The following is a 25,596-nucleotide window of genomic DNA, read 5'->3' as shown; positions in this document are numbered from 1 at the left end:
ATCGCGCTCGTCATGCTCTGCCTCGGCGGCAACCGCCCGACCCTGCCCCGCCGCCAACTCGCGTGACCACACCCACGGATCCAGCAGAAGAGCCTGTTTTGCGGGCTATCCATCGCTGCGATGAGGTCCCCGTCGTCGTTGTCGACGGGTTCGAGTCTGCTGAGGATGCTGTTGCCGGTCCGGGCCCGGCGGTGACGGTCACCGTGTGCGAGAGCCACCGCGGAGCTGCCAGCGCGTGGCTGGAGGGCTTCCATCCGGTTGTGCGAGCAGACGGAAGCGTTGGGCAGCGGTGTGGATGGGTGCACGACTTCCGCGAGTTGGAGGTTGTTCTGCGTGCTCATGCCGATGCCTGGCTCGGCCGGCTGAGCGGCCTGGACCTTGCGGACTACGACGACTGGGCTGCCTACCTTTCTGCAGCACATGAACGGCTTTGCATTCTGCACGGGATTGAGCCGGGTCATAGGGGAGGCAACGGCGCCGTGTCCTGGATTGGCATGGCGGCATCAGGACGGGACTTTGGCGGGGGCCTGGCGGCCGCCCTGTACTTCCTCGGCCACGCCGAACTACTGGCTGCCATGGGCATGGTGACTGATGGGGGAGATTGCTGCTGCTGAGCGGCAGCCCCTGGGCCCCCTGGTTCTTCGGCGCCACACACGGTAGTGCTTTAGTCCTCGTCCTCCTCTTCATCCTCGGACTCTGCGGCCCACCAGAGGTCGATTCGGTAGGATTCCAGGACCTGCCGGTGGGCCGCGAAGACTTCCTCCGAGTCGAATTGGCCTTCTGGGGTGCCGAGTTGGGCGAGCAGGCTGTTCTGCTGGGCCTCGGCGGCCTCACGTCCCTTCCAGGAGACCCGACCCTCGTACAGGCCGGGGCGTGGCAGGTCGAAGCAGCCGGCGATGTGTGGAGTGAACGCGCGGATGACCACGGATCCCGTCGGTGTGTCCAGCACCACCGCGCGTTCGTCCTCGGCCGCCCAGGCGGGGTCGGCCGGCACCGGGCCGTCCCAGACGTGTACCAGGATCTCGGCGGGTGCGGTGCCCTGGAGGCTGTAGAGATAGATTTGCGTGCCGGTCCCGGCAACGACGTTCTCCATGCTCGCCACCAGGGCATCGGAGTTCGGAACGGTGGCGTCCGAGTCGTACACCTCGATCGTGCCGTTGTCGGGGCGGGCTTCAGTGCGGAACTCGAAGAGGACGGGCACTTTCTCGACCTTCTGCTCCGGAGGGCGCTTGGCTACGGTTCGATCCTGACGTGGAAGGGGTCGTTGTCCAAGATCCGGTTGAGGGTGTAGACCTCGTTGACTTGGCGCCGCCCTTCCTGTCATCGGCCTTGTCCATCAGGCGGGCGGAGTATCGGTTCCCATTCTTCCCCGTGCTGTCGTGCCTCCGCCCAGAGGTTTTGCAGGAGTGCCGCCGGTGAACGGCTCCGAGCCCGTCAACCACTGCGCACTCCTCGTGCTATCGGAGCTACGGGGGGTGGGTCGGTGTACTGACGGAGGCGGCCTGTACGGTCGTCATGCCGCAGAGGGGGACGGCCTCTCGGTAGGGACGGGGAGGAGTCGTACACGCATGGGTGGTAGCCCGTACTTCACCACGGGGCTGGTCTCACCGGCCACGGATCCGATGCCGAGCACCGGCAAGACGTCGCCGTACCGCACCGTGTTCGGGCGGTCGTGAGGATGGTGGAAACGATGTGCGACGACGACCGTCCGGACGACTCCGACAACCCTGGCCGGCGCATCGGCGCGGCGCTCAACCGGCGCGGGTTCACCACCCGAGGACTGCGCGTGCGGCTGGCGGTGGGGGTGTTGGCGCTGTCTCTCGTCCCGGTCGGGGCAGTGGGGTTCGCGCTGTACCGAATGACGAACCTCGGCGGGCCGGACAGCGTATGCGACGGCGCCGCCACCGCCGACCAGGTGCACGACCTGCTGGGGCCGGGGAGGATCACCGAGGACAAGCGAGGCTACTCGCCAACGGCGGACTTTACCGGGAACAGCTGCTCCGCCAGGGTCAGCAGCGGCTTGTTCGAGTCCCCCGAGAAGGTCGTGCAGTTCGACATCGTCCTCAACACCGCTGACGGACCGGGCACATTGGCCGCATCGGATGCCCGATTGTTCTCCGGCGAGACGGCCGGCTCGGTGACCCCTGACGCCGCGTGGGCCGTGCTCCCGGAGGGGTGCCAGAAGGGCGTGCGCACTGTGGTGTACACCAGCGAGAAGGGCCATGACGAGGCCAGGGCCGCCCTGGCCGTGACCTTCGCCAACGGGGTGGCCAAGGCGCGCTCGTGCGGAGGCCGGAAGCTGTCGCCACCGAAGAGCCTGTCGGCGAAGGGGGCCGAGACGGACCCGGACTGGGCCAACCTCTGCGGTTTGCCCGGGTTCGCGCCCGCGAAAAACCCCGAGGCCCAGTGGCGCATGCCGCAACAGGTCACCACCGCGTCCGGCCCGATCTGGTCCTGCACGATCGGCGGTGACCCGAGGTACGACAGTCGGGCACAGGTCCTCGCGATCACGACCGAGCCGCGGACCACCGCCCTGACCCAGAAGGACGGCAAGGAGCCGTCCGATGTCGGGCGGGCCCGCTGGGTCGCCGGCGGGACACTCGTCACCACCTGCCAGGGCAAGGACGTGTTCTTCACCGTCAACGGCGGCTACACGAACGGCCTCGAAAAGCCCTTTCTGTTCCCCGACCAAAAGGACCTCGTGCGAGAGTTCCTCACCGCCGGGGGCAAGGCCATCGGCTGCGAGCCGATTCTCTGATCGCCTCCGTCGAGTGGCCGACTCCGTGACGGTTACTCGACGGACGGATCGAGCGATGGCCGACCTCGACAGCGATCCCCGGAGCGGCCGCCCTGCTGCGCGACTCGCGAAATGGCCGGCGTGGTGTGGAGAACGCCGCTGGCCGCCGGCCGTGGTTCCTGTACGAGGAGCCGCTGCACGGCTATGAACCGCGGGTCCGGATCGCCCAGCTGTCACTGCGAGCGGAAGCGGCCACCGCGTGATCTTCAGGGGTTGTCCGGACTCCTGAAGACCACGCTGCCGGACAGCCGGCCCGAGCGCGCACTGGAGGGCTAGCCGGCCGCCTTCATGTACGAGGTCCAGATCCGCGTCGGCAGCTCGGAGTCCGGGGTGTCCGGGGCGGCCCCGCCGACGCCCTCCAGGGAGAGCAGCTTCATGTCCTTCAGGTCCGCCCGGAACACCGTGACCGCCGTGGCCAGGTGCCCGTTGTAGCCGACCGACCACCCCGCCGTACGGTCCACGGTGGCGCCTGGCTTCGCCGCCACATCCGGCCCGGCCTCCGCCACCGACTTCGCGCTCCCGTTGCGGACCGCCCCTTTGAGCGCCGCGTCCACCTCCCCCGCGGCCGCCGCGCTCAACGCCTGGACGGCGGTCGGCAGCCGCAGCGTGAGCGGCTCGCCGTTGCGGGTGATCCTGAGCACCGAGTACGGGTCCGTGCGGCTGCCTCCCGCCGCGAAGGCAGCGTAGGCGTCGGCGGCCCTGATCGCGCTGGGTGTGGAGTTCCCCACCCCGAAGGCGGGCACCAACTCGCCCATGCTGCTCGGCAACACGCCCAGGTCCGCGGCGGTCTGCTGCACCTTGTCCAGGCCGACGTCCATGGCGAGCTGCATCATCGGTCCGTTGACGGACTGCTCGACGGCGCCCCGCAGGCTCGTCGGGCCCCAGTTGCGCTTGCCGTCGTTGGCGGTCTTCACGATCTTCCCGTCCCGCCCCCAGTAGGGGCCCTCCGGGGTCATCACGTTCACCCCGTTGTCGCCGTCGTAGCTGGTGGTGGGCGCCACCGGGGTGCGGCTGCCGCCCCGCTCGCGCTGCACGCCCTGGCTGAGGCCGGCCGCGTACACCAGCGGGGTGAAGGCCGAACCGATCGGCACGGTCGAGGTATTGGCGTTGTTGAAGCCCTGCTTCCGGTAGTCGGGGCCGCCGTAGAGCGCGACGACCCGCCCGTCCAGGGCCACCGAGGCGGCGCCGACCTTCAGCAGCTTGTCGGCCTCCCGGTTGTCGGGGTCGATCCCCTTGGTGGCCTCCCGCACCGACGCGGCCAGGGCGTCGACCTTCGGCTTCTCGAAGGTGGTGTGGATCTGGTAGCCGCCGAGGTCGAACTGGGCCTGCGTGATGTCGCTGTGGCCCTCCACGTACGTCCTGGCCATGTCCACCAGGTAGCCGACCTGACCGCTCAGCCCCGCCGCCTTCGGCTGCGGCAGCGGCTCGGGGAACACCGTGTACCCCGCGCGCTCGGCGGCGGAGAGCTTGCCGGCCTCCACCATCCGGTCCAGGATCCAGGACCACCGCTCCTCGGCCCGCTGGTGGTTGTCCGCGCCGAGCGCCGGATCGTACTGCCCGGCACCCTTCAACAGGGCCGCCAGGAAGGCCCCTTCGCTCGGGTTCAGCTGCGAGACGTCCTTGCCGTAGTAAGCCGCCGCGGCCCGCTCGATGCCGTAACTGCCGCGCCCGAACCAACTGGTGTTCAGATAGCCGGCCAGGATGTCCCGTTTGCTCATCCGCTGGTCCAGCTTGATCGCGATGACGACCTCGCTGAGCTTGCGGGACATGTCCTGGTGCTGGTTCAGATAGGTGTTCTTGACGTACTGCTGGGTGATGGTCGAGCCGCCCTGGGTGTCGCCGCCCGTGGCCATCGTGTAGATCGCCCGGCCGATGCCCTTGAGGGAGATCCCCGGGTCCGAGTAGAAGGTCTCGTTCTCGGCGGACAGCACCGCCCACTGCACCGACTCCGGCACCTGGTCGAGCGGCACCTCCTGACGGTTGGTCTCACCGATCCGGGCCATCTCGGTGCCGTCCGCCCAGTAGTAGACGTTGTTCTGCTGGGTGGCGAAGGCGTTCAGGTCCTCCGGCACCCGGGTGGTCGTGTAGAACCAGGCCGCCAGGCCCGTCAGCGCCACCGCCCCGGCGCCGGACACCAGGAGCAGCTGCCGCCAGGACGGGAGCCAGCGGCGGACCCCGCGCCGTCCTCTGCGCGGATAGTCGATCCGCCGCAGCGGACGCCATCGTCGGCGTCCGGCCTTCTTCTCCTCGGCTTCCCCACCCTGGTGTGCACGCATCCGGTCTCCGATCTCGTGGGACAAACCCCTCCACTCGGATAGACGCGTTTCAGGCCGTCCCACGGCAGCCCGAAACCGGTGTGATCATGGTCATATCGCGTAGGACCCCCGACGAGAGCCGTACGCCATGTCGCCGTCGACGGCTCCCGGCCCCACCACCGCTCCCCGCGACCGCCAGAATGGCCGCATGAGGTTGATCCACACGCTGCTCGGCGTGCTCGTCCTGCTGATGGTCGTCGGCAGCATCCTGCGCACCCTGGTCGTCCCGCGCGGGCTCTACTCGGCACTGGTCTACCGACTCTGGGCGGTACTGCGCACCGCGCTGCGGCTCTGGGCCACGCCGTTCGGCACCTACCGGGCGCAGGACCGGGCGCTGACCTGGCTGCCGCCGCTCGTGCTACTCGGCATGCTCGGGGTGTGGCTCAGCGGGATGCTGCTCGCCTACACGCTGCTGCTGCACGGCACGTCCGACCTCGACTGGTCGACCTCGATCCGGGAGGCCGGGTCCAGCCTCTTCACCCTCGGCTATGCCAGCGGCGAACGGCTGCAGCTGTCCGCGATCGACTTCCTGGCCGCCGCCAGCGGCCCGCTGGTGATCGCCCTGCAGATCGCCTACCTGCCGACCATCTACGCCGCCTACCAGCGCCGCGAGACCGAGGTGACGCTGTTGCAGTCCCGGGCCGGCGAGCCCGCCTGGGGCCCGGAACTGCTGGCCCGCCAGTCCCTGGTGGACACCGAGACGGCGCTCCCCCAGCTCTACCGGGACTGGGAGCGGCTGGCCGCCGACATCGGCGAGAGCCACTCCAACTACCCGGTGCTGCTCTCCTTCCGCTCCCCCCAGCCCAACCGCAGCTGGGTGGTCGGCCTGATCGCGGTGATGGACGCCGCCGCCCTCCACCTCGCGCTCTGCCCGCGCTCCGCCCCGGCCGAGGCCCGGTTGGTGATCCGGGCCGGCTTCACCGCGATGCGCGACATCGCCCGCTCGCTGCGCGTCGACTTCGACCCGGACCCGGACCCGGAGACGCCGATCCGCCTCACCTACGCCGAGTACCTGGGCGCGGTCGCCATGATCACCGCCGCCGGGTTCCCCCACGAACGCCCGGTCGAGGACGCCTGGCGGCACTTCAACGGATGGCGGGTCAACTACGAGGCCCTGGCCTACGAACTGGCCCGCCGCAGCGACGCCGTCCCCGCCCTGTGGACCGGCCCCCGCGACTTCCACGCCCCGGTCATCCCCCCGTCCCGCCCCACCGACCGCCGCCCTGACGCCGCCAAGCCAACCCTGCCGCCGGCCTGACGGGCCGGGCACTGACCGGCCATCCGGCCCGGGAGCGGCCTCAGACCGCCACCGGGCCGCCGTCGGCCAGTGAGCGTTCCGCGCCGGCCAGGATCTCGACCACCCGCAGGCCGAAGTCCGCCCCGCAGGGGTGCGGCTCGCCGGAGGCGGCGGCGGACCGCAGGGCGTCCAAGGCGCGGTGCAGGGCGACCGTCGGACCCTCGCCGCGCTCGGGCAGGTGCGCAACGCCGTGCTCGCCGCGCAGCTCCATCGCGACGCCGCCGCCCGCCATCGGGGCGGTCAGGCTGAGCGCGAGGGTGCTGGAGGCACCACCGGCGTGCCGCAGCACCAGGTGGACGGTGTCCAGCGGCCCGGCGACCGCCGTGACCTCCGTCGCGTCGCCCAGCACCGGCAGCAGGACGGACAGCGCGTGCGGGCCGACGTCCCACAGCGAGCCCTTCTCCCGGCGCCAAGGCGAGGCCGCGTACGGGCTGGTGCTGCCCGGGGCGAACACCGAGCCGAGCCAGTCCGAGCGGCCGGTGAACCAGCCGCCCAGCTCGGCCTGGCGCTCGATCCACGGGATCTGCTCGCCGCCGAAGCGCACCGTGAAGAAGACCACCGAGGCGACCTCGTGCTCGCGCACCGCCTCGGCCACCGCCCGGGCGTCCGGCACGGTGAACGCGACCGGCTTGTCCAGCAGCAGGTGGCAGCCCGCCTCGGCGGCCCGCACCGCCAGGCCGGCCTGGACGGACGGGGGCAGTGCGATGGAGACCGCGTCCACCTCGGCGAGCAGCCGGTCGAGGTCGGCGTACCCGGGCACGCCGTGCGCCGCGCCCAGCGCCTCGGCGGCCTCCGCCCGGCGGCCCCAGACGCCGGTGAACTCCAGCCCGGGGTGCTCGGCCAGTACGGGCGCGTGCACCCGCTCAGCCCAGGTGCCGGTGCCCAGCAGTCCGATCCGCACGATGTCTCCGTTCTCGGTGGTTCTGTAGAAAATCAGCCCTGCACGCGGGCCAGCGTGAAGCCGTCGTAGCCCTTGCTGCCGACCGTCTGCACCGAGGTCGCGGTGACTCGCGGCTCGGCCGCGATCAGCTCGTGCAGGGCGCGGGTGGCGACGACCGCCGGGTCGGTGCTGGCGGCGTCGGCGATCGCACCGCCGCGCACCACGTTGTCGACGATGATCAGCGAACCCGGGCGGGTCAGCTGGAGGGCCCGGCGGAAGTACTCGGGGTTGCTCGGCTTGTCCGCGTCGATGAAGACCAGGTCGAAGGGCTCCTCGCCCTGCGCGACCAGTGCCGCCAGTGAGTCGGCGGCCCGGCCGAGCCGCACCTCGGCGACCTTCTCCAGCCCGGCGCGGGCCAGGTTGCCGCGCGCCACCTCGGCGTGCCTGGGGTCGAGCTCCAGGGAGATCAGCGTGCCGTCCGCGGGCAGTGCCCGGGCCAGCCAGATCGTGCTGTAGCCGCCGAGCGTGCCGACCTCCAGGATCCGGCGTGCGCCCTGGGCCAGCGCCAGCAGGTGAAGCAGCTTGCCCTGGTTGGGGGCGACCGCGATGCGCGGGAGCCCGGCCGCGTCGGCGGCGGCGGTCGCGGCCTCCAGGACCGCGTCGTGCCCGACCAGTTGCTCGGAGAAGTAGGTGTCCACGGCGTCCCACGTGGACTGCTGCGTCGGCTGCGTCATCGGGCCCTCCAGTGGTGCAAGACCGGCAGGTTCCCGCCGATGCTAACCCGGGGGCCCGACAACGCCGGGACGACGTTTGACCACGTTCCGTTACTCCGCGACGGGAGCCTTGACGGCCTGCACGGCCTTGGCCGCCTCCTCCGCCTCGATCCTGGCGTGGGTCTTGGCGGCCCGGCGCTTCATCACCCAGGCCGAGGTGGCGCCGACCAGGACCGCCGCCGCCAGGCCCGCCCAGGAGAACCGGGAGAGCCACGGCTCGATGGCCTTGCCCACCTTGAAGACCAGCAGCGTCGTACCGCCGGCCCAGATCACGCCGCCCAGCACGTTGGCGATCAGGAACTTCCAGTACGGCATCTTCAACGCGCCCGCCAGCGGACCGGCGAAGATGCGCAGCAGCGCGATGAAGCGGCCGAAGAAGACCGCCCACATGCCCCACTTGTGGAAGGAGCGCTCGGCGGTGGCCAGGTGTGAAGGCCCGAAGTGCTTGGGGAACTTGCGTCCCAGCTTCTCGAAGAGCGGCTTGCCTCCCTTGCGGCCGATCGAGTAGCCGATCGAGTCGCCGATGATCGCGCCCGCGATCGCACAGGCCGCGATTCCCCACGGGCTCACCACGCCCTTGACCGCCATCAGGGACGCCGTGACGAGCGCGATCTCGCCGGGCAGCGGGATGCCCAGCGATTCGATCCCGATGATCAGGCCGATCAGGGCGTACACCGCGGTCGGTGGAACGCTCTCGATCCAGGCGTCGATGTGCAAGGCCAGTACCTCCGTGGCAGGCCGGGACCGGTCCCGGCCCTCACAGGAGCCGCATGCCGTCCCGGCGGTTGTCCGATGGCGGCACCAGGCCGCTCCCCCGAGTCCCCCTCTGGCGCAGCCTAACGTGCCGGGCGGCCCGTCCCCCCGACCGATCACCAGTCGTTAGGACGTACGTCCCGAGGCCATGGTTCCAGTCCGACCAGCATTTCTTCAAGATTCGGCAAAACGCGGTGCGACCACCAACGGCCGCTGCTTGATCCGGCGCGCGAACGGCAGCAGGGCGCGCGCCCGCCCGCGCCCGCCCTCCGGATACACCTCGCGCACGCCGGTGACCGCCGGGTACCGCGTCCAGCACCATCGAGGCGCATCCGGGTCGACGGGTCGGTCAGCCGGCGGCCTGGGGCGAGCGGACGGGACGTGGCGTGGCAGCGCGGTCCGCGCTGCCACAGGCGGCGGACAGGCCATTGAGCATCAGCCGGGTCCCGCCGCGCAGGTGGGCGGCGTCCTGTTCCCCGTCCTCGGTGCTGAGCACCAGCAAGCTGTACTGCTCGGTCCAGTCGAGCCGGGTGCCGCCGGCCGCGGCTGCGGCGAGCTCGACGGTCACCAGGGACGCCCAGCGGAGCACGTCGTTCACCCGGGCCTCGTACACGTAGACCAGGCGCTCGGCCGGCACCAGGTCGATGAACCGGGACCGGTACTCGACCCGCTCGTCCATCTCCTCCAGGACGAACCGGTTGCGCGCGGTCTCGCCACCGCCGACCCGGAAGTCCAGGGCGTGCTCGAAGCTGCTGGACGGGCCGGGCAGCCGGAACCAGCGGGTGCGCAGCTCGGGCTCGGCGAAGGCGGCGAAGACCTGCTCGGGCGATGCCGCGATGTCGCGCCACAGCTCGAAGGTGCCGCGCTTGACCGGCCTGGTTCCGGCCGCGCCGGAGGGGTCCGCCGTATCCTGGTCGATCTTTCCCGCGCTCATGCGGGCGACTCTAGCAGCCCTGCGGTGCGGTGCCCGGACAGGCCGGACTCCGCACCGTGGGGCCCCTCCTGACCTCCCGTCAGAGCCATCCGTCGAGCGACTGGAGGAAGCCCGCCACGTCGTCCCGGTGGATGCAGTGTCCGGTGTCCGGGACGTGGCGGACCTCGAAGCCGCTGGCACGCAGCCGTTCGGCGAGGTCGTCGGGCACCAGGTGGTGGTCGCCGGCACCCTGCACCAGCGAGGGCACCAGGGGCCGCTCGGGCACGTACTCGACGGCGGCATCCAGCCAATCCACCGCGCGGGTGTCCCAGCGCGCGTAGCCGGCGAGTTCGGCGGCGACGTCCTCGGGCGTCCAGCGGGGGAACATCTGCTGGATCTGCTCCGCCGTGGTCGCCTTGGTGAACTGGGCGAACTCCTTGATCTCGGCCACCGACTTGTCGTTGAACCGCCAGGCGGGGTCGCTGTAGACCACCCGGGCGGGGCGCAGTCCGGCCACCGCCAGGGTGAGCACCGACGCGCCGAAGGAGTGGCCGATCACCAGGTCGGCGCCGGTCGGCAGCGACTCGACCAGGTCGGCTGCGAAGAGCTGCGGGGTGTACTCCTCGGCGTGCGGGCTGTCGCCGTGGCCGCGCAGGTCCGGCATCACCACCCGGTAGCCGCGATCGACCAGCCGCGGCGCCACCCGGCTCCAGGTGTCCGCCGACGACATGATGCTGTGAACGAGCAGCGCGACCTTGTCGCCGTCGCCAACCTCGTGGAGCGCGAGTTTCATCGCCCTAAGCTTCCTTTCCCAGGTCTACTCGGTTCGCCGGAGTCATCGGCCGGCGCCGGTCACGTGCAGCAGGGCCCGGGCCGCGAGACGGTACCCGTAGGCGCCCAGGCCCACCACGACCCCGCTCGCCAGCGGCGCGATCACCGACTCGTGCCGGAACTGCTCGCGCGCCCACACGTTGCTGAGGTGCACCTCGATCCACGGGTGCTGGTAGCTGGCGAGCGCGTCCCGCAGGCTCCAGCCGGCGATCATCAGGGCGCCCGGGTTGACCACGGCGCCGACGCTGCCGGGCCCGTGCTCGTGGATGGCGCTCACCAGCTCGCCCTCGGACTCGCGCTGGATGGAGAGCACCTTCCAGCCCTGGTCGGCCACCTCGTCGGCGACCGCGCACTCGATGTCGGCGAGCGTGTCGGTGCCGTAGACCTCCGGCTCCCGGCGGCCGAGGATTCCGAGGTTGGGGCCGTTGAGAAGGAGCATCGTGCTCATCAGTCACCTCGCTGGTCGGCGGCCCCGACGGTGTCGAGGCCTTGGGCTGGGACTCCGCCGCCGGCGGCGGGGGACGGGAGCTCGGCGTCGGGTCCGGCGGCCCGGCCGAGCAGTTTCGCCTGCGCGGTCTCCTCGACCCGGGTCATCGCGAACCGCAGGATCGGCGGGGCCATCAGGGAGGTCACGATCGCGACCAGGACGATGATCGTGTACGTCTTGGTGTCCAGGACGTGCAGCCGCAGACCGGTCATCGCCACGATCACCTCGACCACGCCGCGCGAGTTCATGCCGGCGCCGAGCGCCAGCGCCTCCCAGCGGTTCATCCGGCTGAGCCAGGCCCCGAGGAACGCGCCGACGAACTTCCCGATGACGGCGACCACCAGCACCACCAGCGCGGCGACCAGCACCACCGGCCGGGCCAACGCCGTGAGGTCCATCCGCAGGCCGGCGGTGGCGAAGAACAGCGGGGCGAGGAACGCCAGGACGACGACCCGCAGCGGTTCCAGCTTCCGCGGGTCCCACCCCTTGCTGGTGGCGATCAGCACGCCGCAGACGAAGGCGCCGAAGATCGACTCCAGGTGCACGGCCTGCGTCGCCGCCGAGCTGAACATGACCAGCACCACGACGGTGGCGATGGTGGGCGCCGGGCTCTCCGAGCGCCCGGCCAGGCGCAGCGCGCCGCCCACCACCGGCCGGCCGATCACCGCGGCGAACAGCACCACGACCACCGGCCAGACGATGGAGGTGGTGACCACGCCCGCGGTCAGGCCCGCCGTGGCCATCGCCGAGACCACGGACAGCAGGAACCAGCCCGCCACGTCGTCCACCACGCAGGCCGCGAGGATCAGTTGGCCGATGTCCCGGTGCAGCAGCTTCATGTCGAGCAGGGTCTTGGCGATCACCGGGATGGCGCTCACGCCGGTGGCCACGCCCAGGAACATGGCGAAGGTCGTCTGGGAGGTGCCGGCCGGCACGAAGGAGTGCGGCAGCAGGAAGCCGGTGGCCACACCCAGGCCCAGCGGGACGACCAGGCCCGTGATGCCCACCTTGCCGGCGATGATGCCCCGCTTGCGGACCAGGCCGATGTTCATCTCGGAACCGGTCACACCGACCAGCAGCAGCACACCCAACTGCCCCACCGCGTCCAGCAGGTGGACCTGCTCGGGCTGCTGCGGCAGCAGCCAGGCCGAGAAGCTCGGCACCAACGGCTTCAGCACCGACGGTCCGACCAGCACGCCGGCGGCCAACTCACCGGCGACCGCCGGAAGTTTGAAGTACGTGGCGAGCCGGCCCAGCACCAGGGCGAGCAGCATCAGGAACGCCAGCTGGAGCAGCAGGATCAGCAGCGGGTGCTCGCCGATCGACGCCACCGGCGTGGCGAGCACCGTCACCGGAGCGCTCATCGGGCCGGCCGGACGTCGGCCACGAGGTGCTGGGGACTCAGTCGGTCGGCCACCAGGTCGATGACCTGCGCCGCACGGTCGGCGAGGAAGAAGTGGCCGCCCTCGAAGACCTCCAGCTCGATCGGCCCGGAGGTGTGCTCGGCCCAGGCCTCGGCCTCCTCGCGGGAGACCCGGGGGTCGCTGTCGCCGGTGAGCACGGTCACCGGGCAGTCCAGGCGTCGGTCCGGCTGGTGCCGGTAGCGCTCGATCGCGGTGTAGTCGCTGCGGATGGCCGGCAGGATCATCGCGAGCACCTCCGGGTCGCCCAGCAGGGCCTCGTTGGTGCCGCTGAGCGCCCGCAGCTCGGCCACCACCTCGGCGTCGGTCGCCTCGTGCACCCGCTCGTCGCGGTAGCGCGACGGGGCCCGCCGACCGGAGGCGAACAGCCGTACCGGGGCGGGCAGTCCGGCGTCCTGCAGACGCAGCGCCAGCTCGTAGCCGAGCACCGCGCCCATGCTGTGGCCGAACACCGCCAGCGGCTTGTCGTCCAGGTGCCGCACCGCGGCGAAGATCTCGTCCGCGAACTCGGGGATGTTGTCGATCCCGGGCTCGTACCGGCGGGTCTGCCGGCCCGGGTACTGGACGGCCAGCACCTCCACGGCTGGGGACAGCGCCCGGGAGACCGGGTAGAAGAAGCTCGCGGAGCCGCCCGCGTAGGGCAGGCAGAGCAGCCTGACGGGGCTGTGCGGCGCTGGGTGGGAGACACTCACCCACTTCGCGAAGTGCGCCGTTGCTGGGGGCATTCCGGACCGCTCCTCGTGCTCGGTGACGCAACGTCGGCAGACTAGGCCGGTGCGGCACAGGGCGGCTATCCCCTGATCTGATAGCCCTGGGCCGCAGAACGCCCGATCGCCGACCGGTGTGGGTAGTCTTCGGGAGCGCGGCGCCCGGCGAGGGCGGCCGGCCCGGGTCAGCTGCGGCGGCTACGTCGATTGGCGTCCTGTCAGCTGATACAACGTCAATCACTTCTGCGACGAGGGGTCTTGCCATGCCCGAGGTGTCATCGCACGAGCCGACCGCGCGGGCGGCGGAACCGGACGCCGACGTGATCGTGGTCGGCAACGGGCCGGTCGGCGCCGCGCTCGCCGTCCTGCTGGCCCAGCGCGGCCGGCGCACGACCGTACTGGAGCGGCGTCGACGCCCCTACACGCTGCCCCGGGCGACCAGCTTCGACGGCGAGACCGCGCGGCTGCTCGCCGGCTGCGGGATCGGCGCCGACCTGGGCCGGATCACCGAGCCCGCCACCGGCTACCAGTGGCACACCGCCGACGGCCGGACCCTGCTGGACATCGTCTTCCGCGCCGAGGGCCCCTACGGCTGGCCCGACGCCAACACCATGCACCAGCCCGACCTGGAGGGACTCCTCGCCGCCCGCGCCGGGCAGCTGCCCGGTGTCACCGTGGAGCGGGACCGGCAGGTGGTGGGGATCGAGCAGCTCGGCGACCGGGTGCTGGTCACCGCCGAGGACGGGGACGGCGCGGTCCGCAGCTACTCGGCCCGCTGGGTGGTGGGCTGCGACGGCGCCAACAGCTTCGTCCGGCACCACCTGGACGTGCCGGTCACCGACCTCGGCTTCTCCTACGAGTGGCTGCTGTGCGACGTGCGGCTGCGCGAACCGGCCGAGTTCGTGCCGACCAACGTGCAGATCTGCGACCCGGCCAGGCCGACCACGCTGGTCGGCAGCGGGCCCGGCCACCGGCGCTGGGAGTTCATGCGGCTGCCGGGTGAGCGGGCCGCGGAGCTCAACCAGGAGGCAACCGCCTGGCGGCTGCTCGCCGCCCACGGCGTCACGCCCGACACCGCGACCCTGCTGCGCAGCACCACCTACATCTTCCAGGCCCGCTGGGCCGACCAGTGGCGGGTCGGCCGGGTGCTGCTGGCCGGGGACGCGGCCCACCTGATGCCGCCGTTCGCCGGGCAGGGCATGTGCTCGGGCGTCCGGGACGCGGTCAACCTGGCGTGGAAGCTGGACCTGGTGCTCGGCGGGCGCGCCCCCGAGACGCTGCTGGACAGTTACACCGAGGAGCGCCGGGCGCAGGTGCGGGAGTCGATCCTGGCCTCGGTCCAGCTGGGCCGGGTGATCTGCGTGACCGACCCGGCGGCGGCGGCGGAGCGCGACGCCACAGTGCTGGCCGGCCGGCGCGGGCGGGGCGCGACGGTTCCGGAGCCGGCCAAGCCGCTGACCGAGGGGCTGCTTCACCGGGCCTCGCCGCTCGCCGGCGAGGTGGTGCCGCAGGGCCGGGTGCGCGGACCCGGCGGCAGCGGGCTGTTCGACGAGGTGGTCGGGCGGGGCTTCGTGCTGCTGCTGGCAGGGCAGGCGGCGGACGGGCTCGACGAGGAACGGGCGGCGTTCCTGGCCACCTTGGGAAGCTGGGTGCTGCGGCTGCGGGCGGCCGACGAGGAGCCGCAGGCCGGCGAGGTCGCCGACCTGGACGGCGTCTACCACGCGCTGCTGGCCCGCCACGGGGTGGACGCGCTGCTGGTCCGGCCCGACTACCACGTGTTCGGCACGGCCTCGGGCGCGCCGGCGCGGGACGCCCTGGTGGACGCCCTGCGGGCGGCGCTGGGAGCGGGCGTGCCGGCCGCTGCCGCTGCGGGCGGCGCCGGCTGACGGGCCGACAGCCGAACGCCCCGGTCCGCGGGTCGGCCGACCGGGGCGCCAGTGGCAGCGGTGCGGGGTCAGCCGATCCGCGCGCCGCCGGTGGCGCTGCGGGCCAGCAGGACCGCGCCGCGCAGCGAGGAGAGGCCGCCCAGGCGGGCCGGGGCCAGCGGCGGGGCGGGGCGGCCGGGGCGGGCGAGCGGGGCCAGCCGGGTGGTGATCCGGGCGACCAGGTCGTCCAGGCCGTCCGCGAAGCCGCCACCGACCACCACCAGGCGGGGGTGCAGCAGTTCGGTGACGCCCATGATCGCGGTGGCCAGGGCCCGGCAGGTCCGGTCGACCGCCTCGGTCGCCCAGGGGTGGCCGGCCCGCACGGCGGTGCGCAGCTCCTGGTAGCTCACCGGGGCGCCGGCCAGCTCGCCGGCCCGGGCCAGGGTGGCCAGGCCGGAAGCGGTGGCCTGGAGGCAACCGCGGCGGCCGCACACGCAGTCGGGGCCGCTCGGGTCCACGATCAGGTGGCCGAGTTCGAAGGAGCCCCGGCCGGGGCCCGGGCAGAGCCGGCCGCCCAGCACCAGGCCTCCGCCGACGCCGGTGCCGACGCCGACGTAGAGCAGGTCGGGGCAGTCGGCCGCGGCCGCCTCGGCGAGCGCGCCGAGGTCGCCGTCGTCCGCCCAGGCGACCTCGGCGCCGGGCAGCATGCCGCGCAGCGCCGGGCCCAGCCGCAGGCCGGTCCAGGACGGCCGACTGGGCCAGGCGGTGATCCGCTCGTCGGGGCCGACCGTGCCGGGCACGGCGACGCCGACGGCGCGGATCGCGGCGCCGGTCCGGGCGGTCAGCACGCCGACCGCGCCGGCCAGCAGGGCGAGGTCGCGGTCGGCGTCATCGGCTCGCGGCCAGGCGAAGCCGTGCTCCTCGGCCCGGCCGTCCGCCGACTCGGCCCGCAGGGCGACCTTGGTGCCCCCGATGTCGATGCCGAGGTGCCACGGTGTTCCCATCGCCGGCTCAGCGCCCGGGTAGGGCCGGGCAGAGGGCGAGCAGGTCGGCGGGCTGGCGCAGCACCACGTCGGGGCCGGCGGCGAGCAGTTCGGCCCCGTCGTGACAGCCCCACAGCGCGGCCACCGCGGTGACCTCGGCGCCCTGCGCGCTGGCCAGGTCGGTCGGGGCGTCGCCGATCATCACGGCCTGGTCGGCGGGGACGTCGAGGAGTTCGAGCGCGCGCAGCACGATGTCGGGGGCCGGCTTGGGCCGGGACACCTCGTCGGAGCCGATCACGTGCGCGAAGTACGGCAGCAGGCCGAGGACGTCGAGCAGCGAGCGGGCCCGCTCGCCGCTCTTGCCGGTGGCGACGGCCAGCCGCAGGCCGCGCTCGTTCAGCGTGCGCAGCACGTCGACGATGCCGTCGTAGACCTGCACCTGCTCGGCCATCCGGTAGCTCTCGCGGACGAACGGCCCCTCCATCTCCAGCGGGAGGCCCATGATCCGCATGATGTCGGGGAAGTACCGGCCCTGGTGGCGCTGGTACTCCTCGAAGGGGGCAGGTCCGTCGCCGACGACCTCGGCGTAGGCGAGCGAGAAGGCCTCGCCCATCACCGCGAAGCTGTCCACGATGACGCCGTCGAGGTCGAAGACGACCGCCTGCCTGGGGACCGTGCCGGGCGCGGCGTCCCTTCCGGGCTGATGGTCCGATGTCGTGGTCACGTGGTCCGCACCTCTTCGTGGGTGGTGGATTCGAGGGCGCGGTCCGCCGGTCGGGCGGCGCGCGCCGATGCGTAGAGGCCTTCGACGAGCCGGACGGTGTCGCGGGCCTGGGCGACGGCCCGGCCGCGCACCGCCGGGTCGGCCAGCAGGGCTGCGAGGCCGTCGAGTTGGCGTCCGTACTCGGTGCCGAGGGGTTCGGCGGCGAGCGGGATCCGCCGGGTGACACCCTCCTGGGTGAGGGTGAGCTGCGGCTCCGGTGCCCTGTTCGGGCTGAAGCCGAAGGTGCAGTGCAGCCGGGCGGTGCCGGCGCTGCCCTCGACGCCGACGACGACGCCGTCCAGCGCCTCGTGCGAGGCCCAGCTGGCCCGGAGCGAGACGGAGATGCCGTCCTCCCGGACCAGGAAGCCGCGGGCGGTGTCCTCGACGTCGCCGGGCGCGGCGGCGGTGGGCCGGTCCTTCCGCCAGGTCGCCGACCAGGCGCCGCAGCTGAGGAAGTCGTCGGAGACCGCGCCGGCCAGCTGGGTGACCCGGGCGGGGCCGACCAGCGCGGTCAGCACGTCGAGCAGGTGCCAGCCCAGGTCGACCAGCACGCCGCCGCCGGACTTGCTGCGCTGGGTGAACCAGCCGCCGGCCTGCGGCACGCCGCGGGCCCGCACCCAGGCCAGGTCGATGTGGCGGATCCGGCCGAGCTCGGGCAGCAGCTTCGCCAGCTCCCGCACGTCGCCGCGGTGGGCGGCGGCGCTGCCGGCCAGCAGCATCCCGCCGGCCCGCTCGGCCTCCGCCAGCGCGTCGGCCTCGGCCGAGCTGAGGCAGACCGGCTTCTCCAGGAAGACCGCGATGCCGCGGCGCAGCAGCGTCGCGGCCACCTGGGTGTGCAGGTGGTTCGGCACGGCGACGACGGCGACGTCGACCGAGTTGGCGTCCAGGGCGTCGACCGTCTCGTGGACGGGCAGACCGGTCGCCGCGGCGACCGCGGCCCGGGATGCCGGGTCGGGGTCGACGGCGGCGACCGTCTCGAAGTCCTCGTGCTCGCGCAGCCGGGCGAGCCACAACTCGCGGCCGGCCCAGCCGAGCCCGACGACGGCGGCCCGCAGCCTCACCTGGCCGCCACGGCGTCGGTGATGATCTCGGCCGCGGCGTGCAGGGCTTCCTCGGAGGCCAGCAGCACCCGGTGGTGCAGCCAGATGCCCTCGGCGCTGATCGCCTCGGTGTTCGGGCACAGTTCGGCGAGCCGCTCAACGGTGGTGTCGGGCGCGGCCATCTCCCAGAAGGCCGGGGTGCGGTAGATCGCCCGGAACGCGGAGAAGGCCGGCAGGCCGGCCTCGACCAAGGTGTCGACCAGCTCGTTGCGGGCCTCCTCGGTGATGCCGGGGACCCGGAACATCGCCATGTAGTGGGAGTTGCGGTCGGCCCGCGGGTCGGTGCCCTGCGGCACGACGCCGTCGATCTCGCCGAGCAGCCGGGAGAGCAGCTCCCAGCGCTGGTCGCGGATCGCGGTGTGGTCGTCGATCCGGGCCAGCTGGGCGCGCAGCACGGCGGCGGAGAACTCGCTCATCCGCATGTTGCTGCCGGAGGTCTGGTGGATGTAGTGCCGGTCGGTGCGGGCCCGGCCGCAGCTGTGCCGCAGGAAGCCGAGCTCGTAGCTCTCCTCGTCGGGGAAGAGCACGGCGCCGCCCTCGCCCGCGGTCATCAGCTTGCCGTTCTGGAAGCTGAACGCGGCGATGCTGCCGAGCTCGCCGACCCGCTTGCCCTGCCAGCGGGCGCCCTGGGCGTGCGCGGCGTCCTGCAGCAGCGGCACGCCGGTGTCGGCGGAGAGCTTGCCCAGGGCGTCCATGTCGGCGAAAAGGCCGGCCATGTGCACGGGCATGATCGCCTTGGTGCGGGGGGTGACCGCCGCGGCCGCGGCCGCCACGTCGATGTTGTAGGTGTCCAGGTCGACGTCGACCGGGACGGCGACGGCGCCGAGGCGCTGGGCGGCCTGCGAGGAGGAGATGAAGGTGAAGGCCGGCACGATCACCTCGTGGCCGGGGCCGACGCCCATGACCTGCAGCGCCAGTTCCAGCGCGTGGGTGCCGTTGGTGACGGCCAGGGCGTGCGGGGAGCCGTGGAAGTCGGCGAACTCGCGCTCGAAGGAGTTCACCTCCGACCCGCCCATGCGCCACCACTGCCCCTGCTCCAGGGCCCGGATCAAGCCGGCTCGCTCGCTGTCGTCAAACTGCGGCCAGGAAGGGAACTCCGGTGCCGGTCGCGCGTTCATGTGTCTCCAAATCTCGGCTTCGGACTGTTCTCTCGGCCGGTGGCCGAGGCTCGGCCGGAATGGCCGATGGGCGGCATAAAGCGGCCGGGGCGGCGAGCTGGTCCGTGGAACGTCCTGGCCCCCGGAATTCACACGCAAGGCGCGCGACCCTCACTGTAGGTATCGCGCCCCGGAGCCCGGCATCCCCCGGTCTGGTAGTCACCTGGCCTTGCTGGTGGGCCGGTCGGTGGTCAACCGGTGGCGGGTGCGGGCAGGCCGAAGAACGTGAGGTAGGACTCCAGTTGACCGGTCAGCATGTGGCTGCCGTGGTGCACCTGGTGGCCCGCCGCGGCGGCACGCCGCAGCAGCGGGGTCTCCCGGGGCTTCATGACGATGTCGGCCACCACCGCGCCGGGCGGCAGCAGCTCGGGCGGGAACGGCAGCGGGTCCGTGGGCCGCATCCCCAGCGGTGTCGCGTTGACCGCCAAATCGCTCTCCGGCAGCGGGGGTTCGGCGGCGGCCCGGACCCGGCCGGGCCAGTGCGCGGCGAGCCGGTCGAGCAGTTGGTCCCGCTTGGGCAGGTCCGGGTCGGTGAGGGTGAGCCGGTCGGCGCCGGCGGCCAGCAGTGCCGCCGCGATGGCGCTGCCCGCTCCCCCGGCCCCGGCCAGCGCCACCCGCCGGCCCGCCAACCGGTGCCCGGCGCGGGCCAGGCCGGCGACGAAGCCGGAGCCGTCGAAGTTCTCGGCCAGCCACTGCCCGTCGGCCTCGCGCCGCAGCACGTTCGCGGTGCCGGTGATCTCGACGGTGCGGCTGCGCCGGTCGGCGAGCCGGGCGGCGGCCGCCTTGTGCGGGACGGTGACGAAGAGGCCGTCCAGGTTGGCGATCCGCTGCAGGCCGCGGACCACCCGCTCCAGGTCGTCCGGGCGCGCCTCGACCGGGACCAGCACGGCGTCGACGCCCTGGTCTGCGAAGAGCGGGTTGAGCAGCCCCGGCGACTGGACCTGGGCGACCGGGTCGCCGAGCACGGCGTACAGCCGGGTGCTGCCGCTGATCACGGCCTGCCGGGGCGGCGGCGGTTCGGCGGCGCGGTCGGGCGGCGGGGTGGCGGCCTCATCGGTCATGCCGGTCTCCAGCTCCAGAGGCGGGGTGAGTGGTGGGCGCGGTGCCGTCGGCGAGCAGCGCGGCGACGGTGAAGGCGAGCGCCATCGCCTGCTCCTCGTTAAGCCGGGGGTCGCAGGCGGTGCGGTAGCGGGCCTGCAGGTCCTGCTCGCCGAGCCGCCCGGGCCCGCCCAGGCACTCGGTGACGTCCTCGCCGGTCGCCTCCAGGTGCAGGCCGCCGGGGTTGGTGCCGAGTGCGCGGTGGACCTCGAAGAAACCGGTGATCTCGTCCAGTACGTGGTCCACCTCCCGGGTCTTGCGGCCGTCGGCCGTGGTGCGGGAGTTGCCGTGCATCGGGTCGCACTGCCAGATCACCTTGTGGCCGGTCGCGGTGACCTTCTCGACGATCGACGGCAGCACCTCGCGCACCCGGGTGTGCCCCATCCGGCTGATCAGGGTCAGCCGGCCGGGGACGCCGTGCGGGTCGAGCCGGTGCACGTACTCGGCCGCCTGCTCGGGGGTGGTTCCCGGGCCGATCTTCACGCCGATCGGGTTGGCGAGCAGTTCGGCGACCGCCAGGTGCGCGTCGTCGAAGCCGCGGGTGCGCTCGCCGATCCAGAGGAAGTGGGCGAGCGGGCTGGCCAGCATCGGCTCCGGGCCGCCGCTCGGCGGGGCGGGCCGCAGCTGGGCGGTCTCGTAGTCGAGCAGCAGCATCTCGTGGCTGACGAAGACCTCGCCGGGCGGGCCCCCGGCCGGGAGGAAGCGCTCGCCGCCCGGGGTGCGGCCGGCGTGCGCGCGGATCCCGGTGTGCAGCTCGCGCGGGTCCGCCGTGTGCTCCGCGCCCACCAGACGGACCAGTGCCATCGTCCGCACGGCGTGCGCGTGGGCGAGCAGCATCCGGTCGGGGTCGGGGGTGCGGGCGGCGGCGGTCGGTTCGGCGGAGTGCACGATGTCGCCGCGGTAGGCGGGCAGGCCGTCGGCGTCGAGCGGCCGGGAACGCGGTTTGGCGTACTGCCCGGCCATCCGGGCCACCGGCACCACAGGCAGCCCGGCGGCCCGGCCGAGCACCAGCGCCATCCGGGCCAGCAGCCCGAGGTTGGCCCGCTGGTGCGGCTCGGTCGCCTCGGCGAAGGTCTCCGCGCAGTCGCCGCTCTGCAGCAGGAACGCCTGGCCGCGGGCGACCGCCGCGAGCCGCTCGGACAGCCGGGCGGTCTCGGCCGGCGCCACCACGGGGGGCGCGGTGCGCAGCCGCCCGGCCACCGCCCGGGTCCGGGCCGGGTCCGGCCACTCGGGCTGCTGCGCGGCGGGCCGCTCCAGCGCCGCGGCGAGGCGGGCCGCGAGCTTGCGCTCCCGCGCGGCGGCGACCCGCTCGCCGGGCCGCGCTGTTGGGTTCGTCATGCCACCGACGCTCCCGTTCCGTCCTGGGGCGGGCCGGTCAGCCGGTCGAGCGGTTGGCGCGGCATCCGGTCGAGGGTGTCGGCGACGGCCTGCTCGGGCACCTCGTGGACCAGTTCGGCGCCGCCGGGGCCGTCGAGCACGAAGGCGAGGCCGCCGCGGGCCTTCTTGTCCCGGCTCATCAGCCGGATCAGCTCGGCCGGGTCGGCGCCGGCGGGCAGCGCGGCGGGCAGGCCGTAGAACTCGACGACCTCCCGGTGCTCGGCCACCCGTGCGGGGCCGATCCGGCCGAGGGCGCCGGCCAGCAGGCCCGCGAAGACGGTGCCGATCGCGACGCCCTCGCCGTGCCGGAGCGCGAAGTCGGTGGCCGTCTCCAGGGCGTGGCCGAGGGTGTGGCCGTAGTTGAGGATGTGCCGCAGGCCGGTGTCCCGTTCGTCGGCCGACACGATCTCGGCCTTGCGCCGGACGCTGGCGGCGATCTGTTCGGCGAGGTCGCGCCCGCGCAGCTCGCCGGCGCCGATGAAGTGGCAGCGGGCGATCTCGCCGAGGCCGTTGCGCAGTTCGCGCGGGGGCAGGGTGGTCAGGTAGTCGGTGTCGCAGAGCACGGCGGCGGGCTGCCAGTAGGTGCCCACCAGGTTCTTGCCCGAGGGCAGGTTGACCCCCGTCTTGCCGCCGACGCTGGCGTCCACCTGGGCGAGCAGCGTGGTCGGCAGGTGCACCACGGGCACGCCCCGGTGGTAGAGGGCGGCGGCCAGGCCGACCACGTCGGTGGTGGTTCCGCCGCCCACGGAGACGACGGCGTCGCCGCGGGTCAGCCCGAACCGGACGAACTCCGCGCAGAGCGCCTCGACGGTGGCAAGGTTCTTGTCCGGCTCGCCGTCCCGGGCGGGCAGCAGCAGGGTCTCCACCCCGGTGTCGGGCACCCACTGCGCGGGCCGGGCCGAGACCACGGCGACCCGCCGGGCGCCGAGCCGCTTGATCACCTCGGCCAGTGCGGAGCGCACCCCCGGGCCGATGAGCACGTCGTACGAACGGTCGCCGATGCGGACCGGAATCTGTTGTGTCACGCCGTTCCCCCCTGTCCTGAGGTGCGCCGGGCCGGCGCCCGGCCGGGCGCCGGCGGCGGTGTGCCGCCGGCCCCCGGTGGCCGGTGCCTGCCGTTGCTGGCCGTTACTGGCCGTTGGTCACCCGCAGGATGCGGGCCTCGGCCCGCTCCTTGCGGTCCTGCTCCTCCAGGTGCGGGTAGGCGGGGCAGCCGTAGACGCGCTGGAAGGGCGGGAAGGCGTCCCACTCGGTGCGCCGCCGCATCTCCTGCGCGACCGCGTTGTGCTCGCTCCAGAAGTCGCCGCCGATCAGCCGGATCAGGTAGCGCTCCAGCGCGTCCCGCGAGGTGGTCCGTCCGGCGTCGGCCGCGACCGAGACCAGCTCGCCGTCGTAGAAGGCCTGGATCAGCCGCAGGTAGGTGTCGTAGCCGGTCTTGAAGTAGTTCGAGTACTCGTCGAGCAGCCGGTCGGCGTCCGACGGCTCGCGCAGCGCGGCGCTGACGGTCTCGGCCGCGCGCACCGCGGTGGAGGTGGCGATGAGCACGCCGCCGGAGAACATCGGGTCGCCGAAGCAGCCCGCGTCGCCGACCATCATCCAGCCGGGGCCGGTCACGGTGTCGGCGTGGTAGCAGTAGTCGGTCTCGATCTTGAGGTCCATCGACGGGCTCGTCCCGGCCAGCCGCGCGGTGATCCGCGGCACCCGGTTCAGGTGCTCCTCGAAGACCTCCTCCGGGGTGCCCCTGCGGAACACGTCGCGGGGCATCACGGTGCCGACGCTGATCAGGTCCTTGGAGAGCGGGATCGCCCAGACCCAGCCGTCGTCGTGCGCGCCGACCTGGATGTCGCCCTCGGCGCCCAGGTTGTTGCGCTCGTCCAGGCCGGTGTAGTGGCGGAACACGCCGACCATCCGGAGCCTCTCCAGCATCTTGCGCAGGCCGAGCTTGTTGGCGATCCGGCCGGACCGGCCGCTGGCGTCGATCACGTAGGTGGCGTCGAGCCGGTGCAGCTCGCCGCCCTCCTCGTAGGTCACGCCGGTCATCCGGTCGCCGTCCATCAGCAGGTCCTTGACGGGTGCGCCCAGGTGCACCTCGGCGCCGGCCTTGGCCGCCTCGTTGACCAGCATCCCGTCGAACCGGGCGCGCTCGACCTGGAAGGCGCGGTCGAAGCGGCCCTCGCCCTGCAGGCTGAAGTCGGCCCGGAAGACGCCGGAGAAGAACTTGGTCTCGGTCGGGTCGATGAACTCGCCGCCGAACTTGGGCACGAAGCCGCCGCCCTCCAGCGCCTCGCGCAGCCCGATCCGGTCGAACAGGCCCATCATGTACGGCAGCATCGACTCGCCGATGTGGAAGCGCGGGAACTCGTCGCGTTCCAGCAGCACCACCGAGTGGCCGTCACGGGCCAGCAGATAGGCGCTCACCGCGCCGGCGGGGCCACCGCCGATGACCACCGCGTCAGCCGTCTTGGTCGCCATTCTGGATTCCTTTCCTTCCGGGGTATTCGGTTCAGGTGTCAGGTAAGGGGTTCAGGAGAAATCGAGCGGGAGGATCCCGGGCAGGTCGCCGGCCAGGATCGCGGTGACCAGGGCCCGGTGCTCGCCGTCGTCCACCACGGTGCGGGCCCGCTCCCGGCCGTCACGGACCGTCAGGTGCCAGCGCCCCTTGAGCACCACCTGACCGTCGGTCAGGGTCCGTCCGTACAGCACGCCCCGCATGTCGCCGTCCGGTGCCGGGGCGGGGTTCTCCCGGACCCGGTCCTCCATCGGCTGCCAGTCGGCCCAGCGGCGCTCGGTCAGCCGGAAGCTGTAGACCGTTCCCCAGCGGCCGACCCGGGCCCGCCGCTGCAGCGCGTACTCGCCGCCGCCCTGCTCCACCAACCGGAACTGGCTGCCGTACTGGGTCTGCACGGCGTCGGTGAGGAGCAGCGGTTCGACGTAGGAGGGCCCGGGGTAGCCGGCGTCCACCAGCCACTGGGCGCCGTCCAGCGCGACCCGGATGAACATGTGCTCAACCTCGGTGCCGAACTCCTCCCAGCCCTCGGCGGTGCTGCCCGCCAGCAGCGAGGCGTCGTAGCCGAGTTCGCGCAGCAGCCGGAAGAAGAGCCGGTTCAGCTGGAAGCAGGTGCCGCCGCGGCCGTCCAGCACCGCGGTCCGGAAGGTCTCGTCCTCGTCGATCGCGACCAGGACCGGGGCGTCGGCGAAGTCCTGGGCCGCGATGTTGTACGGGATCGCCATCAGGTGCCGCTTCTGCAGCCTGCGCAGCGTTTCGATGTCCACACCGGTCTCGCCCTCGCAGCCGATCCGCTCCAGATACACCTCGGCGTCGAACACTGCTCCTCCTTCTCGTCGTGCGGTTCCTGGCGGCTGGTCGGCGGCGGTCACACGGCCACCCCGCCGAGCCCGGGGGCGTCCCCGCCGAACAGCCGCCCGTGCAGGTGTGCGACCAGCAGTGCCGGTGTCGGGTGGTCGAAGACCAGGCCGGTCGGCAGCTTGGCGCCGACCAGTTCGCCCAGCCGGTTGCGCAGCTCCAGCGCGGTCAGCGAGTCGAAGCCGATCTCGAACAGGCCCTGGTCGGCGTCGATCCGCTGATCCGCCCGGTAGCCGAGCACCACCCCCACCTTGGTGCGGACCTGGTCGAGCAGCGCCGCCGCCCGCTCGGCCGGCGGCAGCCCGGCCAGCTGCTCGGCGAACCTGCGCCGCTCCTCGCCGGAGGCCACCGGCCGGGCCGCCCGCCGCGGGGAGCCGACCAGCCCGCGCAGAAGCGGGGGCGTCTCCCGGCCGGCGACGGCATCGGCCCGCACGGCGCGCAGGTCCAGCCGGGCCGGCACGAGCAGCGAGCGGTCGCTGTGCAGGGCCGCGTCGAAGAGCTCCATGCCCTGCTCGGGGGTGAGGGCCTGCAGGCCGCCGCGCCGGTGGAGCCGGCTCCTGGCCAGGTCGTCGGTCTGTGCGGCCATGCCGGTGGTCTGCTCCCACATGCCCCAGGCGAGCGAGAGGGCGGGGAGTCCGTCGGCCCGGCGGCGGGCCATCAGGCCGTCCATGAAGGCGTTGGCGGCCGCGTAACCGCCGGTGCCGGCGCCGAGGAA

The 25,596-nt window shown here is 72.9% G+C and carries 24 protein-coding genes; 4 read left to right on the top strand and 20 right to left on the bottom strand.

Annotated elements, in window-relative coordinates; genetic code table 11:
* The first annotated feature begins 299 nt into the window (after positions 1 to 299).
* Positions 300 to 614 carry a hypothetical protein gene (locus ACIRYZ_RS43305; RefSeq protein WP_402954175.1) on the top strand — a complete coding sequence of 105 codons (315 nt, stop codon included), beginning with the start codon at positions 300 to 302 and terminating at the stop codon, positions 612 to 614.
* A 50-nt stretch (positions 615 to 664) separates the two neighbouring features.
* Here the strand turns inward: ACIRYZ_RS43305 and ACIRYZ_RS43300 are convergent, their stop codons facing one another.
* Entirely contained in the window at positions 665 to 1,201 is a 537-nt protein-coding gene (locus ACIRYZ_RS43300) for a hypothetical protein (RefSeq protein WP_402954173.1), read from the bottom strand.
* A gap of 489 nt (positions 1,202 to 1,690) precedes the next feature.
* Between ACIRYZ_RS43300 and ACIRYZ_RS43295 the strand changes: the two genes are divergently transcribed.
* Entirely contained in the window at positions 1,691 to 2,758 is a 1,068-nt protein-coding gene (locus tag ACIRYZ_RS43295; RefSeq protein WP_402954171.1) for a hypothetical protein, read from the top strand.
* Positions 2,759 to 3,069: 311 nt separating this feature from the next.
* Here the strand turns inward: ACIRYZ_RS43295 and ACIRYZ_RS43290 are convergent, their stop codons facing one another.
* On the bottom strand, positions 3,070 to 5,073 hold the full coding sequence (locus ACIRYZ_RS43290) for a transglycosylase domain-containing protein (protein WP_402954169.1): 2,004 nt from the start codon (positions 5,071 to 5,073) through the stop codon (positions 3,070 to 3,072).
* Between the two features lie 187 nt (positions 5,074 to 5,260).
* Here ACIRYZ_RS43290 and ACIRYZ_RS43285 point away from each other — a divergent pair, with 187 nt between their 5' ends.
* Positions 5,261 to 6,370, top strand: a complete 1,110-nt coding sequence (locus tag ACIRYZ_RS43285; RefSeq protein WP_402954168.1) for a hypothetical protein — start codon at positions 5,261 to 5,263, stop codon at positions 6,368 to 6,370.
* Between the two features lie 40 nt (positions 6,371 to 6,410).
* Here ACIRYZ_RS43285 and ACIRYZ_RS43280 read toward each other — a convergent pair whose 3' ends face one another.
* The 8 genes from ACIRYZ_RS43280 to ACIRYZ_RS43245 all read right to left on the bottom strand — a co-directional run bounded on the left by ACIRYZ_RS43280 (position 6,411) and on the right by ACIRYZ_RS43245 (position 13,192).
* The gene (locus ACIRYZ_RS43280) at positions 6,411 to 7,310 is read right to left on the bottom strand and encodes a Gfo/Idh/MocA family protein (RefSeq protein ID WP_402954166.1); all 900 of its coding nucleotides are present in this window, start codon (positions 7,308 to 7,310) and stop codon (positions 6,411 to 6,413) included.
* A gap of 32 nt (positions 7,311 to 7,342) precedes the next feature.
* Positions 7,343 to 8,023 carry an O-methyltransferase gene (locus tag ACIRYZ_RS43275; protein ID WP_402954164.1) on the bottom strand — a complete coding sequence of 227 codons (681 nt, stop codon included), beginning with the start codon at positions 8,021 to 8,023 and terminating at the stop codon, positions 7,343 to 7,345.
* Between the two features lie 90 nt (positions 8,024 to 8,113).
* Positions 8,114 to 8,779 (bottom strand): DedA family protein, encoded by a 666-nt coding sequence (locus tag ACIRYZ_RS43270; RefSeq protein WP_402954162.1) that lies wholly within the window; start codon positions 8,777 to 8,779, stop codon positions 8,114 to 8,116.
* Between the two features lie 385 nt (positions 8,780 to 9,164).
* Positions 9,165 to 9,749 (bottom strand): SRPBCC domain-containing protein, encoded by a 585-nt coding sequence (locus ACIRYZ_RS43265; RefSeq protein ID WP_402954160.1) that lies wholly within the window; start codon positions 9,747 to 9,749, stop codon positions 9,165 to 9,167.
* A gap of 79 nt (positions 9,750 to 9,828) precedes the next feature.
* On the bottom strand, positions 9,829 to 10,521 hold the full coding sequence (locus ACIRYZ_RS43260) for an alpha/beta fold hydrolase (RefSeq protein WP_402954159.1): 693 nt from the start codon (positions 10,519 to 10,521) through the stop codon (positions 9,829 to 9,831).
* A gap of 42 nt (positions 10,522 to 10,563) precedes the next feature.
* Complete coding sequence (locus ACIRYZ_RS43255) at positions 10,564 to 11,007, bottom strand: type II 3-dehydroquinate dehydratase (protein WP_402954157.1); 444 nt, start codon at positions 11,005 to 11,007, stop codon at positions 10,564 to 10,566.
* On the bottom strand, positions 11,007 to 12,410 hold the full coding sequence (locus ACIRYZ_RS43250; RefSeq protein WP_402954155.1) for a cation:proton antiporter: 1,404 nt from the start codon (positions 12,408 to 12,410) through the stop codon (positions 11,007 to 11,009). Before ACIRYZ_RS43250 ends, ACIRYZ_RS43255 begins: the two co-directional genes overlap by 1 nt.
* Entirely contained in the window at positions 12,407 to 13,192 is a 786-nt protein-coding gene (locus ACIRYZ_RS43245; protein ID WP_402954153.1) for a thioesterase II family protein, read from the bottom strand. The genes ACIRYZ_RS43250 and ACIRYZ_RS43245 overlap by 4 nt, the downstream gene beginning before the upstream one ends.
* A gap of 245 nt (positions 13,193 to 13,437) precedes the next feature.
* Between ACIRYZ_RS43245 and ACIRYZ_RS43240 the strand changes: the two genes are divergently transcribed.
* Positions 13,438 to 15,060 carry a bifunctional 3-(3-hydroxy-phenyl)propionate/3-hydroxycinnamic acid hydroxylase gene (locus tag ACIRYZ_RS43240; protein WP_402954151.1) on the top strand — a complete coding sequence of 541 codons (1,623 nt, stop codon included), beginning with the start codon at positions 13,438 to 13,440 and terminating at the stop codon, positions 15,058 to 15,060.
* Between the two features lie 68 nt (positions 15,061 to 15,128).
* On the opposite strand, the gene ACIRYZ_RS43235 is transcribed toward ACIRYZ_RS43240, so the two are convergent.
* From ACIRYZ_RS43235 to ACIRYZ_RS43190, 10 genes are all read right to left on the bottom strand, one after another.
* On the bottom strand, positions 15,129 to 16,043 hold the full coding sequence (locus tag ACIRYZ_RS43235; RefSeq protein WP_402954149.1) for an ROK family protein: 915 nt from the start codon (positions 16,041 to 16,043) through the stop codon (positions 15,129 to 15,131).
* 7 nt (positions 16,044 to 16,050) lie between these two features.
* Positions 16,051 to 16,746, bottom strand: a complete 696-nt coding sequence (locus tag ACIRYZ_RS43230) for an HAD-IA family hydrolase (RefSeq protein WP_402954148.1) — start codon at positions 16,744 to 16,746, stop codon at positions 16,051 to 16,053.
* The gene (locus ACIRYZ_RS43225; RefSeq protein WP_402954147.1) at positions 16,743 to 17,846 is read right to left on the bottom strand and encodes a Gfo/Idh/MocA family protein; all 1,104 of its coding nucleotides are present in this window, start codon (positions 17,844 to 17,846) and stop codon (positions 16,743 to 16,745) included. The genes ACIRYZ_RS43230 and ACIRYZ_RS43225 overlap by 4 nt, the downstream gene beginning before the upstream one ends.
* Positions 17,843 to 19,003, bottom strand: coding sequence for a DegT/DnrJ/EryC1/StrS family aminotransferase (locus tag ACIRYZ_RS43220; RefSeq protein ID WP_402954146.1), 1,161 nt, complete (start codon positions 19,001 to 19,003; stop codon positions 17,843 to 17,845). The genes ACIRYZ_RS43225 and ACIRYZ_RS43220 overlap by 4 nt, the downstream gene beginning before the upstream one ends.
* A 230-nt stretch (positions 19,004 to 19,233) precedes the next feature.
* Entirely contained in the window at positions 19,234 to 20,103 is an 870-nt protein-coding gene (locus ACIRYZ_RS43215) for a shikimate dehydrogenase family protein (RefSeq protein WP_402954145.1), read from the bottom strand.
* Positions 20,093 to 21,478 (bottom strand): 3-deoxy-7-phosphoheptulonate synthase, encoded by a 1,386-nt coding sequence (locus ACIRYZ_RS43210; protein ID WP_402954144.1) that lies wholly within the window; start codon positions 21,476 to 21,478, stop codon positions 20,093 to 20,095. Before ACIRYZ_RS43210 ends, ACIRYZ_RS43215 begins: the two co-directional genes overlap by 11 nt.
* Positions 21,475 to 22,542 (bottom strand): 3-dehydroquinate synthase family protein, encoded by a 1,068-nt coding sequence (locus ACIRYZ_RS43205; protein WP_393027493.1) that lies wholly within the window; start codon positions 22,540 to 22,542, stop codon positions 21,475 to 21,477. The genes ACIRYZ_RS43210 and ACIRYZ_RS43205 overlap by 4 nt, the downstream gene beginning before the upstream one ends.
* A 103-nt stretch (positions 22,543 to 22,645) precedes the next feature.
* Positions 22,646 to 23,989, bottom strand: coding sequence for an NAD(P)/FAD-dependent oxidoreductase (locus tag ACIRYZ_RS43200; RefSeq protein WP_402954143.1), 1,344 nt, complete (start codon positions 23,987 to 23,989; stop codon positions 22,646 to 22,648).
* A gap of 51 nt (positions 23,990 to 24,040) precedes the next feature.
* On the bottom strand, positions 24,041 to 24,844 hold the full coding sequence (locus ACIRYZ_RS43195) for an arylamine N-acetyltransferase (protein WP_402954142.1): 804 nt from the start codon (positions 24,842 to 24,844) through the stop codon (positions 24,041 to 24,043).
* Between the two features lie 47 nt (positions 24,845 to 24,891).
* A partial coding sequence (locus ACIRYZ_RS43190) for a beta-ketoacyl reductase (RefSeq protein WP_402954141.1) occupies positions 24,892 to 25,596 on the bottom strand: 705 nt, incomplete at its 5' end.

This window comes from Kitasatospora sp. NPDC101155 (assembly GCF_044768305.1).
GTDB lineage: Bacteria > Actinomycetota > Actinomycetes > Streptomycetales > Streptomycetaceae > Kitasatospora.
The sequence above is the reverse complement of the archived record's forward strand: the minus strand, read 5'-3'. Positions and strand labels throughout refer to the sequence as shown.

What these genes read in the sequence shown, in the direction of transcription:
- ACIRYZ_RS43295 (WP_402954171.1), top strand. Translation starts at nt 1,691, where the DNA reads ATGTGCGACGACGACCGTCCGGACGACTCCGACAACCCTGGCCGGCGC.
- ACIRYZ_RS43290 (WP_402954169.1), bottom strand. Translation starts at nt 5,073, where the DNA reads ATGCGTGCACACCAGGGTGGGGAAGCCGAGGAGAAGAAGGCCGGACGC.
- ACIRYZ_RS43285 (WP_402954168.1), top strand. Translation starts at nt 5,261, where the DNA reads ATGAGGTTGATCCACACGCTGCTCGGCGTGCTCGTCCTGCTGATGGTC.
- ACIRYZ_RS43275 (WP_402954164.1), bottom strand. Translation starts at nt 8,023, where the DNA reads ATGACGCAGCCGACGCAGCAGTCCACGTGGGACGCCGTGGACACCTAC.
- ACIRYZ_RS43265 (WP_402954160.1), bottom strand. Translation starts at nt 9,749, where the DNA reads ATGAGCGCGGGAAAGATCGACCAGGATACGGCGGACCCCTCCGGCGCG.
- ACIRYZ_RS43260 (WP_402954159.1), bottom strand. Translation starts at nt 10,521, where the DNA reads ATGAAACTCGCGCTCCACGAGGTTGGCGACGGCGACAAGGTCGCGCTG.
- ACIRYZ_RS43255 (WP_402954157.1), bottom strand. Translation starts at nt 11,007, where the DNA reads ATGAGCACGATGCTCCTTCTCAACGGCCCCAACCTCGGAATCCTCGGC.
- ACIRYZ_RS43250 (WP_402954155.1), bottom strand. Translation starts at nt 12,410, where the DNA reads ATGAGCGCTCCGGTGACGGTGCTCGCCACGCCGGTGGCGTCGATCGGC.
- ACIRYZ_RS43245 (WP_402954153.1), bottom strand. Translation starts at nt 13,192, where the DNA reads ATGCCCCCAGCAACGGCGCACTTCGCGAAGTGGGTGAGTGTCTCCCAC.
- ACIRYZ_RS43240 (WP_402954151.1), top strand. Translation starts at nt 13,438, where the DNA reads ATGCCCGAGGTGTCATCGCACGAGCCGACCGCGCGGGCGGCGGAACCG.
- ACIRYZ_RS43235 (WP_402954149.1), bottom strand. Translation starts at nt 16,043, where the DNA reads ATGGGAACACCGTGGCACCTCGGCATCGACATCGGGGGCACCAAGGTC.
- ACIRYZ_RS43220 (WP_402954146.1), bottom strand. Translation starts at nt 19,003, where the DNA reads ATGAACGCGCGACCGGCACCGGAGTTCCCTTCCTGGCCGCAGTTTGAC.
- ACIRYZ_RS43215 (WP_402954145.1), bottom strand. Translation starts at nt 20,103, where the DNA reads ATGACCGATGAGGCCGCCACCCCGCCGCCCGACCGCGCCGCCGAACCG.
- ACIRYZ_RS43210 (WP_402954144.1), bottom strand. Translation starts at nt 21,478, where the DNA reads ATGACGAACCCAACAGCGCGGCCCGGCGAGCGGGTCGCCGCCGCGCGG.
- ACIRYZ_RS43200 (WP_402954143.1), bottom strand. Translation starts at nt 23,989, where the DNA reads ATGGCGACCAAGACGGCTGACGCGGTGGTCATCGGCGGTGGCCCCGCC.